15 protein-coding genes are annotated in these 14,094 nt (G+C 68.8%); 9 read left to right on the top strand and 6 right to left on the bottom strand.

The window, feature by feature from the left end:
- The first annotated feature begins 30 nt into the window (after positions 1-30).
- Genes BS69_RS0101105 through BS69_RS0101095 form a run of 3 tightly spaced genes read left to right on the top strand, consistent with a single transcriptional unit; the run spans position 31 to position 2,275 of the window.
- Complete coding sequence (locus BS69_RS0101105; RefSeq protein ID WP_029940148.1) at positions 31-1,422, top strand: Mur ligase family protein; 1,392 nt, start codon at positions 31-33, stop codon at positions 1,420-1,422.
- A gap of 11 nt (positions 1,423-1,433) precedes the next feature.
- Positions 1,434-1,790, top strand: a complete 357-nt coding sequence (locus tag BS69_RS0101100) for a hypothetical protein (RefSeq protein WP_037504291.1) — start codon at positions 1,434-1,436, stop codon at positions 1,788-1,790.
- Positions 1,787-2,275 carry a 5' nucleotidase, NT5C type gene (locus tag BS69_RS0101095; RefSeq protein WP_245605078.1) on the top strand — a complete coding sequence of 163 codons (489 nt, stop codon included), beginning with the start codon at positions 1,787-1,789 and terminating at the stop codon, positions 2,273-2,275. The genes BS69_RS0101100 and BS69_RS0101095 overlap by 4 nt, the downstream gene beginning before the upstream one ends.
- A gap of 3 nt (positions 2,276-2,278) precedes the next feature.
- On the opposite strand, the gene BS69_RS0101090 is transcribed toward BS69_RS0101095, so the two are convergent.
- Positions 2,279-2,830: a hypothetical protein gene (locus BS69_RS0101090; RefSeq protein WP_029940146.1), complete on the bottom strand. Its 552-nt coding sequence runs from the start codon at positions 2,828-2,830 to the stop codon at positions 2,279-2,281.
- Positions 2,831-3,030: 200 nt separating this feature from the next.
- Positions 3,031-3,243, bottom strand: coding sequence for a hypothetical protein (locus tag BS69_RS0101085; protein ID WP_037504289.1), 213 nt, complete (start codon positions 3,241-3,243; stop codon positions 3,031-3,033).
- Positions 3,244-3,373: 130 nt separating this feature from the next.
- On the opposite strand from BS69_RS0101085, the gene BS69_RS0101080 reads away from it, so the two are divergent.
- Together BS69_RS0101080 and BS69_RS0101075 are read left to right on the top strand one after the other, a co-directional pair.
- Positions 3,374-4,615 (top strand): sensor histidine kinase, encoded by a 1,242-nt coding sequence (locus BS69_RS0101080; RefSeq protein WP_051676415.1) that lies wholly within the window; start codon positions 3,374-3,376, stop codon positions 4,613-4,615.
- 7 nt (positions 4,616-4,622) lie between these two features.
- Positions 4,623-5,354, top strand: a complete 732-nt coding sequence (locus BS69_RS0101075) for a LytR/AlgR family response regulator transcription factor (RefSeq protein ID WP_342665803.1) — start codon at positions 4,623-4,625, stop codon at positions 5,352-5,354.
- Positions 5,355-5,540: 186 nt separating this feature from the next.
- Here BS69_RS0101075 and BS69_RS0101070 read toward each other — a convergent pair whose 3' ends face one another.
- Positions 5,541-6,827 carry a dicarboxylate/amino acid:cation symporter gene (locus BS69_RS0101070; protein ID WP_029940142.1) on the bottom strand — a complete coding sequence of 429 codons (1,287 nt, stop codon included), beginning with the start codon at positions 6,825-6,827 and terminating at the stop codon, positions 5,541-5,543.
- A gap of 207 nt (positions 6,828-7,034) precedes the next feature.
- On the opposite strand from BS69_RS0101070, the gene BS69_RS0101065 reads away from it, so the two are divergent.
- A complete protein-coding gene (locus BS69_RS0101065; RefSeq protein ID WP_029940141.1) occupies positions 7,035-7,493 on the top strand; it encodes a ferritin-like domain-containing protein in 459 nt (152 codons plus the stop codon).
- A gap of 3 nt (positions 7,494-7,496) precedes the next feature.
- Positions 7,497-7,928, top strand: coding sequence for a DUF3597 domain-containing protein (locus tag BS69_RS0101060; RefSeq protein ID WP_029940140.1), 432 nt, complete (start codon positions 7,497-7,499; stop codon positions 7,926-7,928).
- Positions 7,929-8,009: 81 nt separating this feature from the next.
- Here BS69_RS0101060 and BS69_RS0101055 read toward each other — a convergent pair whose 3' ends face one another.
- Both BS69_RS0101055 and BS69_RS0101050 read right to left on the bottom strand, forming a co-directional pair.
- Complete coding sequence (locus BS69_RS0101055; protein ID WP_029940139.1) at positions 8,010-8,366, bottom strand: DUF3140 domain-containing protein; 357 nt, start codon at positions 8,364-8,366, stop codon at positions 8,010-8,012.
- 65 nt (positions 8,367-8,431) lie between these two features.
- Positions 8,432-8,845 carry a PaaI family thioesterase gene (locus tag BS69_RS0101050; protein WP_029940138.1) on the bottom strand — a complete coding sequence of 138 codons (414 nt, stop codon included), beginning with the start codon at positions 8,843-8,845 and terminating at the stop codon, positions 8,432-8,434.
- 912 nt (positions 8,846-9,757) lie between these two features.
- Between BS69_RS0101050 and BS69_RS0101045 the strand changes: the two genes are divergently transcribed.
- A complete protein-coding gene (locus BS69_RS0101045; RefSeq protein WP_029940137.1) occupies positions 9,758-12,082 on the top strand; it encodes an ATP-dependent helicase in 2,325 nt (774 codons plus the stop codon).
- Here the strand turns inward: BS69_RS0101045 and BS69_RS0101040 are convergent.
- Entirely contained in the window at positions 12,079-13,746 is a 1,668-nt protein-coding gene (locus BS69_RS0101040; RefSeq protein ID WP_037504287.1) for a DEAD/DEAH box helicase, read from the bottom strand. The genes BS69_RS0101045 and BS69_RS0101040 overlap by 4 nt on opposite strands.
- Positions 13,747-13,841: 95 nt before the next feature.
- Between BS69_RS0101040 and BS69_RS0101035 the strand changes: the two genes are divergently transcribed.
- Positions 13,842-14,084, top strand: coding sequence for a glutaredoxin domain-containing protein (locus BS69_RS0101035; RefSeq protein WP_029940135.1), 243 nt, complete (start codon positions 13,842-13,844; stop codon positions 14,082-14,084).
- The last annotated feature ends 10 nt before the right edge of the window (positions 14,085-14,094 follow it).

Below are 14,094 nucleotides of genomic sequence, written 5' to 3'. Positions count from 1 at the left end.
CTTGTCGTCGCCCTCAATAGGGCGAGCAGCATGACCCCGACCAGCTTCTTCTTTTGCGGAATCGGCGGCAGCGGAATGCTGCCCCTGGCCTGCATCGTCCGGGCGAGCGGTGCCGAGGTAGCGGGAAGCGACCGCGCGCTCGACGCCGGCCGCCTCGCGCCCAAGTTCGGCTTCCTCCGCGCGCTGGGAATTGCGCTTCATCCGCAGGACGGCAGCGGGCTGCGCGAGGGGCTCACCCTCGTCACCTCGGCCGCGGTCGAGGAGACCATTCCCGACGTGGTCCGCGCCCGCAAACTCGGCCTGCCGCACCTCACCCGGCCCCAATTGCTCAGCCAGCTTCTCAACGCGGCGGGCCGAAGCGTCGCGGTTGGCGGGACCTCGGGCAAGTCGACCGTGACCGGCATGATCGGCTGGATCCTGCACGCGCTCGGCCATCGCCCGACCGTGATGAACGGCGCGGTGATGAAGAATTTCGTCTCACCCGAGACGCCCTTCGCCAGCGCCCTGGTCGGCGATCCCCAGTTGTTCGTCAGCGAGGTGGACGAGAGCGACGGATCGATCGCGCTCTACCGGCCGGAAATCGCGCTCCTCAACAATGTCAGCCTCGACCACAAGGAAATGGACGAGCTGCGCCGACTGTTCGGCGACTTCCTGCGCGCGTCCGACAAGGCAGTCATCAATCTCGACGATGCCGAGAGCCGCGCGATCGCCGGCGAGGTGCCGGGCGCGATCGGCTACGGCTTCGACGCGGAGGCGGCGGACGTGAGGGGTTCGGACCTCCAGCTCGAGCCCGGCGCTTCGACCTTCACCGTGACCGCCGGCGACGAGCGGGCCGAGGTCCGGCTCGCCCTCCCCGGGCGACACAATGCCTCGAACGCACTGGGTGCACTCGCGGCGGCCCACGCGCTCGGGCTTCCGCTCGCCGATGCCGCCACGGCGCTGGCCGGCTTCAGTGGTCTGCGCCGCCGCCTCGAGACCGTCGGCACCGAAGCCGGGGTCACCGTCATCGACGACTTCGCCCACAATCCCGACAAGATCGCCGCCACGCTGGCGACCCTGACCGCCGCCCCCGGCCGGCTGCTGATCTTCTTCCAGCCGCACGGCTATGGCCCGCTCGCCAAGATGGGCGAGGAACTGAGTGCGACCTTCGCGCAAGGGCTGCGCGCCGACGACCTGCTGATCCTTTCCGACCCCGTCTACCAGGGCGGTACGGTCGACCGGTCGCGCGGCTCCGACTGGCTGGCCGGGGCGATCGTCGACGCCGGCGGCAAGGCCGAGCACATCCCCCTCCGCGCCGACATCGGCAAGCGCCTGCTCGCCGAGGCCCGCGCGGGCGACCGCATCGCCATCCTCGGCGCGCGCGACGACACCTTGAGCGAATTCGCCGCCGACTTGCTTCGGAACCTCGCGCAGCGCGGCTGATTGATCGTGGGATGACCAACGGCTGGCTGCTCGACACTAAGGACCGCGACGCGCTGCTTCGCGACCATCCGCCCCGCTACGACCACGTCGTCGCGCATCATGTCACGCTCGACGTCCGGGCAAGCGACCCGCCGCCGGCGGTGCGCGCGGCGGTGCTTGGCTCGACCGACGACGACCAGGGCGTGGAGGCGTTGGTGGTCAGCATCGACGGCAGCGTCGACCGGCCCGACGGCTCGATCTTCCACATCACCTGGTCGCTGGGAGAAGGGCGCTCGGCGAAGGAGAGCAACGATGTGCTGAAGGAGCGCGGCTGGAAGGAATGGGACCATCCCGTTCCGGTCAGCCTGACCCCGGCCCGGCTGCGGTGAGCCTGCCCAGGCTCTTCCTCGACTGCGACGGCGTTCTGGCCGATTTCGACGCCGGGGTTCGCGAGCTGCTCGGAATGGACGCCAGGGCCTTCGAGGCCCGGCATGGCAAAGGCGAGTTCTGGAAGCGGCTGGCGCGTGCGGGTGACTTCTACGCCCGCCTCCCAAAGATGGCGGACGCCGACGAACTGTTCGCGGCGGTCCGGCACCTGCGGCCCACCATCTTGACCGGCCTCCCCATCGGCAATTGGGCGGCGCCGCAGAAGGTCGCCTGGGCCGGCGAGCATTTCCCCGGCGTGCCGGTCATCACCTGCATGGCGCGCGACAAACATCGCCACATGACCGGCGCCGACGTGCTGGTCGACGACAGCGAGCGGCACATGGCGGCATGGATCGAGGCGGGCGGGACCTACATCCTCCACCGCGATGCCCGAACGAGCATAGCGGCGCTGGCCGACATCTATCCGAGCGTCAAAGCGCCCGCCTGAAAATCAAGCGGCGGCGGCGAGGTCGACCTTTTCGACCCACTCGGGCCAGAACACCGGCTCGCGGTTCGACCAGCCCGGCGCGGTGGCCGCGCTTTCGCTGATCGACTGCAGCAGCAGCCGGCGGCGGTCCGGGTGGAGGTGCGGCAGCGCCGCGGCGGCGCAGAAGGCCGCCGGCAGCCACGGCCGCGCGCCCGCGCCGAGCAGCCGCTCGTAGAGGAAGCGATAAGCCGCGAAATTGGGAATCCGGTCCTGGCCGAGATCGAAGGCGGTAACCGTGATCAGCAGGCCCATGAAGGGGTCGATCGTGTCGAGACCGCTGTCATCGGGCACCTGCAGGCGGAGCGCCTCGAGCTGCTTGTAGAGCCGGCCCTGGGCCCGGATCGAGGCGGCCTCGCCTTCGTCGCGCGCCCAGCATTCAAGCGCGTCGCGGCGGCCGAACGCGATGTCGAGGCTGCGGCGGATGTAGCGCTGCGTCGACTTCGGAAAGCCCGCAAACTCTTTCATCTCGCTCAGCAGCAACGCCCCACCGGCAGGCTGCGAAGAACGCGTCGTCATGCTCCCAGCTCCTTGTACTCAAGGACGGGAATTTGCATGATCAAGCGTTTCCAACCGCTTAACCAAATCCCCAACCCCGGTTCATATTGAAACCGGTGTCGGGGACGATTGCACGTTCTTTCGGGTGCAAGGCACAGAAGTCGCGGCGCTGTCGCAATCGTGCAACGCCGTTATCATCTCACCTTGACGATCGGGTGGGCCTAGCCCGGAAAGCCCGACGAGGGGACGGGCTCGTCGGCTTCGCCCGGCTGCGAGGTCGCCGGCGGGTCAGAGGCGTCCATCGATTCATCGCTGCCGACGTCGATCTTGGCGTCGCCGTCCTCGGGATTGCGGCGCAGTTTCTGCTCGAGCTCGTGCGCGGGATCGGCCGACAGGACCGGCGGCGGGGCTTTCTCTTCGCTCTCGTTGGTCATGGGAATTTCCTTTCGCGGCGATAACGACCGGTCCCGACCGCCGTTCCGCTTCGACCAGCGCGCTTCTGGCTTCGCCCAAGCGGCGGGCGATGCTTGCATGACCCGCACATGAACGGCACTCTCCCCGCCCATGAACATGCCACTTGCCGCCGACGCGGTGCATCAGCGCCTGACGCGCCGCCAGGCCCGCTTCGCCGACTGGCGGCTGGCGGTGAAGGCCATCTTCGGTTTCTGGGCGATCTACACCATCACCGTGGTCGCCCGCGCCTTCCTCAGCAGCGATCCCGCGACCATTCTTCTCAACAAGGTCCTGACCCTGGTGGTCGGGCTGGCGCTGACCGGCCTCCTCTATGTCGCGATCGCGACCTTTGCGCCGGGCGCGTCCATGCGCCGCAAGGCGGTGGTGGCGGGCATCGGCTCGCTCGTCGCCTCGGCCACGCTCGCCGGGACCCTCGTGCTCAGCGAGGGCAGCCTCAAGACCAGCCGCGAGGAATTCCGCTTCCAGGCGCGCGAGGGCTTCGTCGTCGTCCAGAAGGGCGACCAGGTCCGGATCGAGCGCAACGCCGCCGACCCCGTGGTCGTGACCATGCCGCGACTCCAGGACCTGAAGCAGCACGACCAGTTCCGCGTCGCCGCCGACACCGCCGTCGTCTGGCTGTTCTTCTTCGCTGCCTGGTCGGCGGTCTATCTCGCCGCGGTCAGCCAGCGCCAGGCGCTCGACCTTCAGCGCCGCGCCGCCGATGCCGAGAGCGCGGCCCAGCTCGCCCAGGTCCGCGCGCTCCGCTATCAGGTCAATCCGCACTTCCTGTTCAACACGCTGAACAGCCTCTCCAGCCTGGTCATCAGCAACCGCCCCGAGGAGGCGGAGGCGATGATCCTCAAGCTGTCGAACTTCTTCCGCACCAGCCTCTCGCTCGACCCCACCGCCGACGTCAGCCTGGCCGAGGAGATCGAGCTCCAGCGCCTTTATCTCGAGATCGAGAAGGTCCGCTTCCCCCGCCGCCTCAGGGTCGAGATCGATGTTCCCGACAGCCTGTCCGGCGCTCGGCTGCCGGCGCTCATTCTCCAGCCGATCGTCGAGAATGCGATCAAATACGGCCTCGGCAACACCCGCGACAAGGTGACGCTCAGGATCATGGCAGAAGAACCTCTTCCCGGCCGGCTGCGGATCGAGATCAGCAACTTCGGCGGCACCGCGCTCAAGGCCCCGCGCCAGGCCGGAACGCCGACAGGCACCAAGGTCGGCCTCGCCAATGTCGCGCAGCGGCTTGGCGCCCGCTTCGGCCGTTCCGCGGGGATCGAGCATGGCCCCATGGCCGAGGGCGGCTACAAGGTCGCGCTGACCCTGCCGGTGACCCGCCATGATGGATAATCCGCCCTTGAAGACCCTGGTCGTCGATGACGAGCCGCTCGCGACCGAGCGGCTCCAGCTGCTGCTCGCGCGGATCGGCGGAGTCGACCTCGTCGGCACGGCCAGCGACGGCGAAGCGGCCTGCCGGATGGCGGAGGCGCTGAGCCCCGACCTCCTGCTGCTCGACATCGCCATGCCGGGCATGGACGGGATCGACGTCGCCCGCGAGCTCGGCCGGAGCGCCGCGCGCCCGGCGGTCGTCTTCGTCACTGCCTTCGACCATTTCGCGGTCTCCGCCTTCGAGGTCGAGGCGGTGGACTATCTGGTGAAGCCCGTCGATCCGAGCCGGCTGGAGCGCGCCCTCGAGCGCGCCCGGGCGCACCTCGCCAAGCGCGAGGCCGGCATCCAGGCATCGGCGCCTGCCGGCCAGTATCTCGACGAATTCTGGGCCTCGGACCTGACCGGGCTGGTCCGGATCAGGGCGATCGACATCGACCGGGTCTCGGCCGAGCGCGATTACATGCGCCTTCACGTCGGCGCCCGCAGCTGGCTCATCCACCACAGCATGGCCGCGCTCGAGGAGGGGCTGGATCCCTCGCTTTTCGTCCGGCTCCATCGCTCCGCGATCGTCCGGCGCGACTTTATCGCCGGCTTCCAGCGAAACGCCTCGGGCCGCTGGATCGCGCGCCTCGCCGACGGGACCGAGCAGCCGGTCGGCCGCCTCTACGCCGACTCCGTCCGGGCCATCGCCGGCCGCTGATCCGCCCCCGTCCCGTCACGGGAGGGGTTGCGGCGCGGAAGGGTTTGCCATCCGTTTCGAGGGAGGTCCTGAGGGGGAAACTCTCGCTCGTTCCGCGCCGCCCCTTCGCCTTGCCCGGCCCGACCGGCCCCGTCACCCGGCCATCGACCACATGCCCCTGCGGCTCGTCGAGCCGACGAACGGCGGTCAGTCGGTGGCCTCGTGCTCGGCGACCGCGCCCGTCACCGCGACGTCGAGGACGACATTGCCGAGCGTTCGGAAGGTGTCGGGGATGGTCTCGAGCGCGAGCAGCAGGGCGAGGGGCTCGATCGGCACGCCGAGCGCGATGCTGATCGGCGCGATCGAGGTGACGAAGCTGATCTGGCCGGGCAGGCTCACCGCGCCGAGCGAGGCCATGGCGGCGACCGCGATGCCCGCGGCATAGCCCGTCGGCGTGATCGACACCCCCAGCCAGTGCGCAACATAGAGCGCGACGCCGATGTTCATCGCCGGTCCCGTCGCGCGGAACAGGGCGACCGCGAGCGGCAGGACGACGTCGGCGTCGCGCCCGCGGATGCGCAGGTCGGCCGCCGACTGGAGCATCGCGGGCAGCGAGGCGAGCGACGAGCGGGTCGACAGCGCCACCGCCGAGGGGCCGGCAATCGCCCGGAAGAAGGCACCCGGCGCGAACCCTGCGACCAGGATCGCGATGACGAAGCCGAAGACCGTCAGGATCACGCCCAGCAGCGAGAGGATGATGACGTAATGGACGACCGCGCCCAGCGCCGAGCCGCCCGCCCCCGCCCCGACTGCGAAGGCCAAGGCGAAGACGCCGATCGGGGCGAGTGCGAGCACCCAGCCGATCACCCGCAGCATGGCATCGGCAACGCCCTCGAAGAAGCCGAGGGTCGAGGCGCGCCGCTCGGGCTCGACCCGGGCCAAAGCGAAGGCGAAGACGCTGGTGAAGAAAACGAGGGGCAGGATCTGGTCGTTGGCGGCGGCGGCGACCGGATTGGCGGGGATGATCGTCTTGAAGAAGTCGGCGACCTTGGGGACCGCGGCGGCGGTCGCGCTCTGGTCGACCCCGGCGAGGCCGGCCTGGAGCGCCTGCGCGGCGGCCTCGGGCAGCGGCCAGACCGCGAGCAGCGCGGGCGTCATCACCGCGCCGAACAAAGCCGAGAAGATGTAGAAGCCGACGAACCAGGCGACCGCCTTCGCCGCCAGTCCTCCGGCGCGCGCCGCATCGGCACCGCCGACGACGCCGACCACCAGCAAGGCGACGATCAGCGGGATGACGGTCATCCGCAGCGCATCGAGCCACAGCCCGCCGACGAGGCCCGCCGCCTGGACCAGCGGCTCCTTCCAGCCGTCGCCCGTGCCGGCAACGACGATCCCCAGAACGAGGCCGACCAGCAGGGCCGCGAGCAACAAAAGCGCGCTTTTGCCGCCTCCGGGCGCGGCGCTGGGCGGTGCGGCGTCGGTGCGTTCGGTCATCAATCGGAAACTCCTGGCGCGAGCACGCCGGTGCTGCCTAGCGACCGGACGGGGGACCTAGCAAGCCTCGGTCAAGGGACCGATGGCACCCGGACGGATTGGCAACGCAAAGCCTCGCCTCGCCTCATTCTTTTGCATGAACCGAACCCGAAAGCCCCGCCCTGCGTTCCGCATCCATAACTACCCCCGAAGTAAAGGAGCGCGTACATGATCGGATCTGACGACCGCAAGGACGGCCTCGGCACCCTCGAGACCCTCACCACCACCCTCATCGACAGCATCAACGGCTATCGCGACGCGGCCGAAAATGCCGACGGCAGCCGCTTCCAGGAAATCTTCCGTCGCAATGCCGACGAGCGCAGCCGCGTGGTCGAGGAGCTTCGCAGCGAAATCCGTCGCCTCGGCGGCAACGCCCCCGACGACGGCAGCTTCCTCGGCGCCACCCACCAGCGTTTCCTCGACCTCAAGGCCGCGATCACCGGCCGCGACGACCAGGCGATCATCAACGAGGTCGAGCGCGGCGAGGACTATCTCAAGGAGAAGTTCGAGGCCGCACTCAAGCTCGACATGGACCCCGAGGCCCGCACGGTCGTCGAGCGCGCCTATCAGTCGGTGCGTCAGGGCCACGACCAGATCAGCAGCCTCAAGCACGGCCTCGAAGCCTAGGCCATGAGCATCTTCGGCAAGATCAAGGACGCCATCTTCGGCCACAAGGATCCGGGTCTGGGCAACCGGCCCACGATCCCGGCCGGGATGGACGGCGGTCCACCGCTCCAGCCCTCGGCTGCATCTCCCGCCCCGGCGCCGGCCCAGCCCGCCCCCGCCGCGACTCCGACCCAGCCGGTCGACGTCGCGCAGGTGCTGGACGACATGAGCCGCGAAAAGGGTCGGCCCGAGCTCAACTACAAGAGCTCGATCGTCGACCTGATGAAGCTGCTCGGCATCGATTCGAGCCTCGAGAACCGCAAGTCGCTCGCCCATGAGCTCGGCTACACCGGCGCGCTCGACGGCTCGGCCGAGATGAACATCTGGCTGCACAAGGCCGTGATGCGCAGCCTCGGCGACCAGGGCGGCAAGGTCCCGGCGGAGATGCTCGGCTAGAGCCTCCGCGAAGTTGGCGGGCCGGCGGAGATCCCTTCTCCGCCGGCCTTCGCCGAATATCGGTCCAGCCGTTCGTCCGGCCTATTTCTTCGCCGGATCATACCCCCAGTTCTTGAGGCTCGCTTCCCATTTCGAGCCGGCCGGATGCGCGGGCTTCTGGGCGAGATGGCGATGCACGTAGCCGACTACCTTGTGCATGTGCGCGAGGTCGTCGTCGGTCAGGTCGGCCTTCTTCTTGTGCAGCAGTTCGACGATTCTTCGGCCCGACTTGTGGCCGACGCTCTCCCCGCGGCCATCGCGGTCCTCGCCCTTCCACCCGACTTCCTTGCTTTCGGGCGAATCGAGCCACTTCTCGAGCTGAGACGCGGTCATGTTCACCGCGTCGTGGAAATCGTTGACGATCTCGCGCTTCTCGTCGGCATCGATGGTATCGGGCATGTTTCTCTCCTCCTCCGCTGCCAACGAGCGAGAAAAGGAAACTCTCCTACGGCCTTGCGACCGGATCAGGCGGAAAGCCGGGTCAGCACGGCCAATGCCTTGGCGACGAGGCGCCGGTCGCCGTCGCGCAGCGCGATCAGCTCGGCATCGACGAACAATTGCTCCTTGCCCGACTTGGTCACGCGCCCAATCGCCTCGAACCGGTCGCCCCTGGCCGAGGCCAGGAACTGCGTCGACATTTGCAGCGTCACCACCCGCCCGGCGATCGTGGCGGCAGCGTAGCCCGCGACCGTGTCGAGCGCGGCGCACTGGACCCCGGCGTGGAGCGCGCCGGCATGGTTGAGGAGCGCGGGCGCGGCCGCGAACATGATCCGCACGTCGCCCTCGTCCGCCGCGGCAATTCGAAAGCCCGTGGTCTGGTGAAAGGGCGAGGCCCGGTTGGCGGCCTCGAGCGCGGCGATCAGGGGATTGTCGCTCATCCGGGGTGTCCTCACCGGTTGGGACCGGCCGCGCCGCGACCGGACCCAAAACGAGAAATGGGGCCCGGCATTGCTGCCGAGCCCCACTGCGCCGAGACAGGTTTTGCCGGTCTTCGCTCTGTCCGGGAATGCCGCTCCGAAGAACGATGCTCCCATCCATCCCGATCCTTGCGCGCCCGCTCAGGCGTCGCGTCGGTCCCAGTCGGCTGTCCGGTTTCCCGAACTCTTCCCCGAAGCTTCCGCCAAGCGACCTTCCGGTCCCTTCGCCTCCACCCGGCTCTGCCTCGCCTCCCAGCCCCGCTTCCGATCCGAAGATCCTCGGCAAGGAACCGTTCCTCGCGGCGGTCCCGATCCCTTCCTCCGCTTGCCGCGACCACTTTCTTGCGAAAGCACCCGCTTCAAGCCTCGGTCCGGTTCGCTACCTGCTCCTCGGTCACGTCCTGGCAAGCCAGTCCGGCCCGATCGGCCACCGTCCGTCCGTTCGCGGCCCTTCTTGGGACTTTCCCCTCTCGCGCTGCCCTGACCTGCTCTTGCGAGCCTGCCCGGCCTGCGGCGGTGAGACGAAAATCTCTTCCGGCGCCTCTTGCCGGCTTCGCTTTGAAGATCCTCCGAACCGATCCGGTCAGGCGTCCTGGGGAAGCCCAACCCTCACGAAGCGAATTCCACTTCATCGCCTTGCCGGCGGAGATCGGAAGTTCCGTCCTGCCCTTGCCGTCCACCCTTGCGGGCCTCTGGAAGGACCGGGCCGTTGCCCCCCGATCACCTGCTCAAGATGACTCCGTTTCCGAGTCGCGCAAAGCATAATCGGAGGCATCATGCCTGTGGATAACGGGGATATCGGGTGCAATCGTTGCGGGGTCGCAATCGCCATCGCTGTTGCCGTTCCGTTCTCCTCGTCCTAACTGGGGGGAAGTGCCCGAATCCGCTGCCCTTTCTCCCGAGCCCGGCTATCTCCAGGGCCTGAACACCCCCCAGCGCGAGGCGGTGCTGACGACCGAGGGGCCGGTGCTGGTGCTGGCCGGCGCAGGCACGGGCAAGACCGCGGCGCTCACCGCGCGACTCGCCCACCTGATCGCGACTCGCCGCGCTTGGCCGAGTGAGATCCTCGCGGTCACCTTCACCAACAAGGCCGCGCGCGAGATGCGCGAGCGCGTGTCCCGGATCAGCGGCGGCGCGATCGAGGGGATGCCCTGGCTCGGCACCTTCCACTCGATCGCCGCCAAGATGCTGCGCATCCATGCCGAGCTCGCCGGGCTGCAGTCGAACTTCACCATCCTCGACACCGACGACCAGCTGCGGCTTCTGAAGCAGCTCATCGCCGCCGCCGAACTCGACGAGAAGCGCTGGCCCGCGCGCCAGCTCGCGGGCCTGATCGACAAGTGGAAGAACAAGGGGCTTACCCCGGATCAGGTCGACGCGGGCGAGTCCGAGCTCTTCGCCAACGGTCGCGGCGGCGACCTCTACGACCAGTATCAGAAGCGCCTGCTCGCGCTGAATGCCTGCGATTTCGGCGATCTTTTGCTCCACATGCTGGTGATCTTCCGCACCCATGCGGACGTGCTCGAGCGCTACCGGACCCGCTTCAAATATCTGCTGGTCGACGAATATCAGGACACCAATGCGGTCCAGTATGAGTGGCTGAAGCTGCTCGCCGAGCCGCGCCGCAACATCTGCTGCGTCGGCGACGACGACCAGTCCATCTATTCCTGGCGCGGGGCCGAGGTCGCCAACATCCTCCGCTTCGAGCGCGAGTTCGCGGGCGCCGCGGTGATTCGGCTCGAGCAGAATTACCGCTCGACCCCGCACATCCTCGGCGCCGCCTCGGGCCTCATCGCCAACAATAGCGGGCGCCTCGGCAAGGAATTGTGGACCGAAATCGACGCCGGCGAAAAGGTCAGGGTGATCGGCGTCTGGGACGGTCCCGAGGAGGCGCGCCGGGTCGGCGAGGAGATCGAAAGCCACCAGATCCGCGGCGGCCGGCTGTCCGACGTCGCGATCCTCGTCCGCGCCCAGTTCCAGACCCGCGAGTTCGAAGAACGGTTCATCGCGATCGGCCTCTCCTACCAGATCGTTGGCGGCTTCCGCTTCTACGAGCGGGCCGAGATCCGCGATGCCCTCGCCTATCTCCGCCTGGTCCAGAGCCCGGCCGACGACCTCGCCTTCGAGCGGATCGTCAACACCCCCAAGCGCGGCCTCGGCGACAAGGCGCTGGCCAACATCCACCGCTACGCCCGCGCCGCCGGTCTCCCGCTGCTGCTCGCCGCCGCGCAGATGCTCGATTCGGACGAGCTCACCCCCCAGGCGCGCCGCAGCCTCGGCCGCTTCGTCGGCGATCTCGCGCGCTGGCGGCAGATGCACCTCGCCGCCGCCGACCAGGTGAAGAGCCCGCACGAGCCGCCCGCCCATGCCGAGCTGGCGCGACTCCTGCTCGACGAATCAGGCTACACCGCCATGCTCCAGGCCGAGCGCACTGCCGAGGCCTCGGGCCGGCTCGAGAACCTCGCCGAACTGACCCGCGCGATGGAGGAATATGAGAGCCTCGGCGCGTTCCTCGAGCATGTCAGCCTGGTGATGGACAATGACGCCGACAAGGGCGGCGACAAGGTCACGATCATGACCATCCACGCCGCCAAGGGGCTAGAATTTCCCGTCGTCTATCTCGCCGGCTGGGAGGAAGGCGTCTTCCCCTCGCAGCGCGCGCTCGACGAGGGCGGCACCGCCTCACTCGAGGAAGAGCGCCGCCTCGCTTATGTCGCGATCACCCGGGCGCGCGAAAAGGCGACCATCATCCACGCCGCCAATCGCCGCATCTACGGCCAGTGGACCTCGTCCATTCCCTCGCGCTTCGTGGGCGAATTGCCCAAGGAGCATATCGAGGAAGAGACCACGATGAGCGGGGGCGAGTCGCTGTGGCGCGCGCAGTGGAGCGAGCGCGGCGACCCCTTCGCCCATGTCGCGGCGCAGCGGCCCGACCGGGCGACCACTCGCGGGCCCGGCTGGGGCCGCGCCGCCTCGACCTTCACCGCGACCCCGCAGCGCATCGTCGAGGCCCGCGCCTCGGCGGTCAGCCTCGGCAACAAGGGCCGCGACGACCTGTCGACCGGCCAGCGCGTGTTTCACGGCAAGTTCGGCTACGGGACCATCGCCGCGATCGAGGGCAACAAGCTCGAGATCGACTTCGAGCATAGTGGCCGCAAGCGCGTCCTCGACAGCTTCGTCTCGCTCCCCGACGCCTAGCGCCGCGGCGGCGGGCCCTTGCGGTGCTGGCGCGGCTTGGGCGGACCGCCGCCGGCGGCATGATGCTCGTCGGGGCTGGTACTCGGCTCGACCAGGATACCGTCCTGCGCCATCGCCGCGCTGTTCTTCCGCATCGCCTTGACGAAATTGGGCAGCGCGCGGCCGCTCACCTCGAAAAAGCTGTCGGTCGCCGCGACCTTGATCGCGCCGATCTCGCTGCGGTTGACGTGCCCGATCCGGCAGATGAGCGGAAGCAGCCACTTGGGGTCGCCGCCCTGCCGGCGCCCGGCGTTGATCCGGAACCAGCCGGAACCCTCGAACCCGCCATGCTGCGGGCGGCCTTCGTCGCCGGCCGGGCCATCGAGGAGGTCCTCGGGGGCGGGCAGGTCGGCCATCAGCCGCGAGACCAGCGCCTGCGCGACGCCTTGCGGCCCGAGCCGGTCGAGCAAAGCGGCGGCGAGATTGGCGTCGCCCTCTTCCTGCGGCGCCGGCTCGTCGAACTGGGCAAGCATGCGGGCACGATCTTGGTCACGGATCTGCTCGGCGGTGGGGACATTGGTCCATTCGACCTGGATGCGGGCGAGGCGAAGCATCCCCTCGATCCGGCGGCGGCGCATGTTGGGGACGATCAGCACGGCGATGCCCTTCCGGCCCGCGCGACCGGTGCGGCCCGACCGATGCTGCAGCGCCTCGGCGTCGCGCGGAAGCTCGACGTGGATGACCAGGCTGACCGAGGGAAGGTCGATCCCGCGCGCGGCGACGTCGGTCGCGACCAGCACCCGGGCGCGGCCGTCGCGCAGCGCCTGAAGCGCGCGATTGCGGTCGGCTTGGCTGTGCTCGCCCGACAGCGACACCGCCTCGAAGCCCCGCTCGGCCAGGCTGCCGTGGAGCCGGCGGACCGCTTCGCGCGTGGCGCAGAACAGGATCGCGGTCTCGGCGTCGTGGAAGCGGAGCAGGTTAACGACGGCATGCTCGATGTCGGTCGGGCGGACGGTCACCGCCTGGTAGGCGATGTCGCCATGCCCGGCGTCGGTGCCGAGCGTCTCGATCCGCATCGCGTCCTTTTGGTAGCGCTTGGCCAGCGCGACGATCGGCCGCGGCATGGTCGCCGAGAACAGAAGCGTGCGGCGCCCGTCGGGAGTGGCGTCGAGAATTTCCTCCAGTTCCTCGCGGAAGCCCATGTCGAGCATCTCGTCGGCCTCGTCGAGCACCGCGACTCGCAGCGCCGACAGGTCGAGCGCGCCGCGTTCGAGATGATCGCGCAGGCGGCCGGGCGTGCCGACCACGATATGCGCCCCGCCCTGCAGCGCGCGACGCTCCTTGATCGGGTCCATGCCCCCGACGCAGGTCACGACGCGGGCGCGCGCATCGGCGTAGAGCCACGACAGCTCGGCCGAAACCTGGAGCGCAAGCTCGCGGGTCGGTGCGATGACCAGCGCCAGCGGGGCGACGGCGTACGGGAGTTCCTCGCCGGTCCCGAGGAGGTCGCCGGCCATGGCGAGGCCGAAGGCAACGGTCTTGCCCGAGCCCGTGCGGGCGGAGACGATGAGGTCGCGGCCGGCGACTTCGGGCGTGGAGACGGCGGACTGGACTTCGGTGAGCGTGTCATAGCCGCGCGCGGCAAGCGCTCGGCCGAGCGCCGCGGGGAGTTGTTCATGAGGCATGGCGAGCCCCTTAGTCGCAATTCGACAAAAGCGCCATTGCCGGAACCGGCAAGGCGATCCGGACGCTTTGAAAGCAAAGCGAAAGGAGACGTTTCATGCCCCAGGCGAAGATCACCCGGATGGTCCTGCCCGACCACGAATGCCCGTTCGGCCGCCGCGCGTTGCAGCTGCTCAACGACCACGGCTTCGAGGTCGAGGAGCACCAGCTCACGACTCGCGAGGAGACCGACAGGTTCAAGGCCGAGCACGGCCTCAGCACCACCCCGCTGATCGAGATCGACGGCGAGACCATTGGCGGCTGCAACGAGCTCGAGAAGTTTCTGTCAGCGCACGTCTAAGATTGTCGTC

This window comes from Sphingomonas astaxanthinifaciens DSM 22298 (genome assembly GCF_000711715.1).
GTDB classification, from domain to species: domain Bacteria; phylum Pseudomonadota; class Alphaproteobacteria; order Sphingomonadales; family Sphingomonadaceae; genus Sphingomicrobium; species Sphingomicrobium astaxanthinifaciens_A.
The sequence above is the reverse complement of the archived record's forward strand: the minus strand, read 5'-3'. Positions and strand labels throughout refer to the sequence as shown.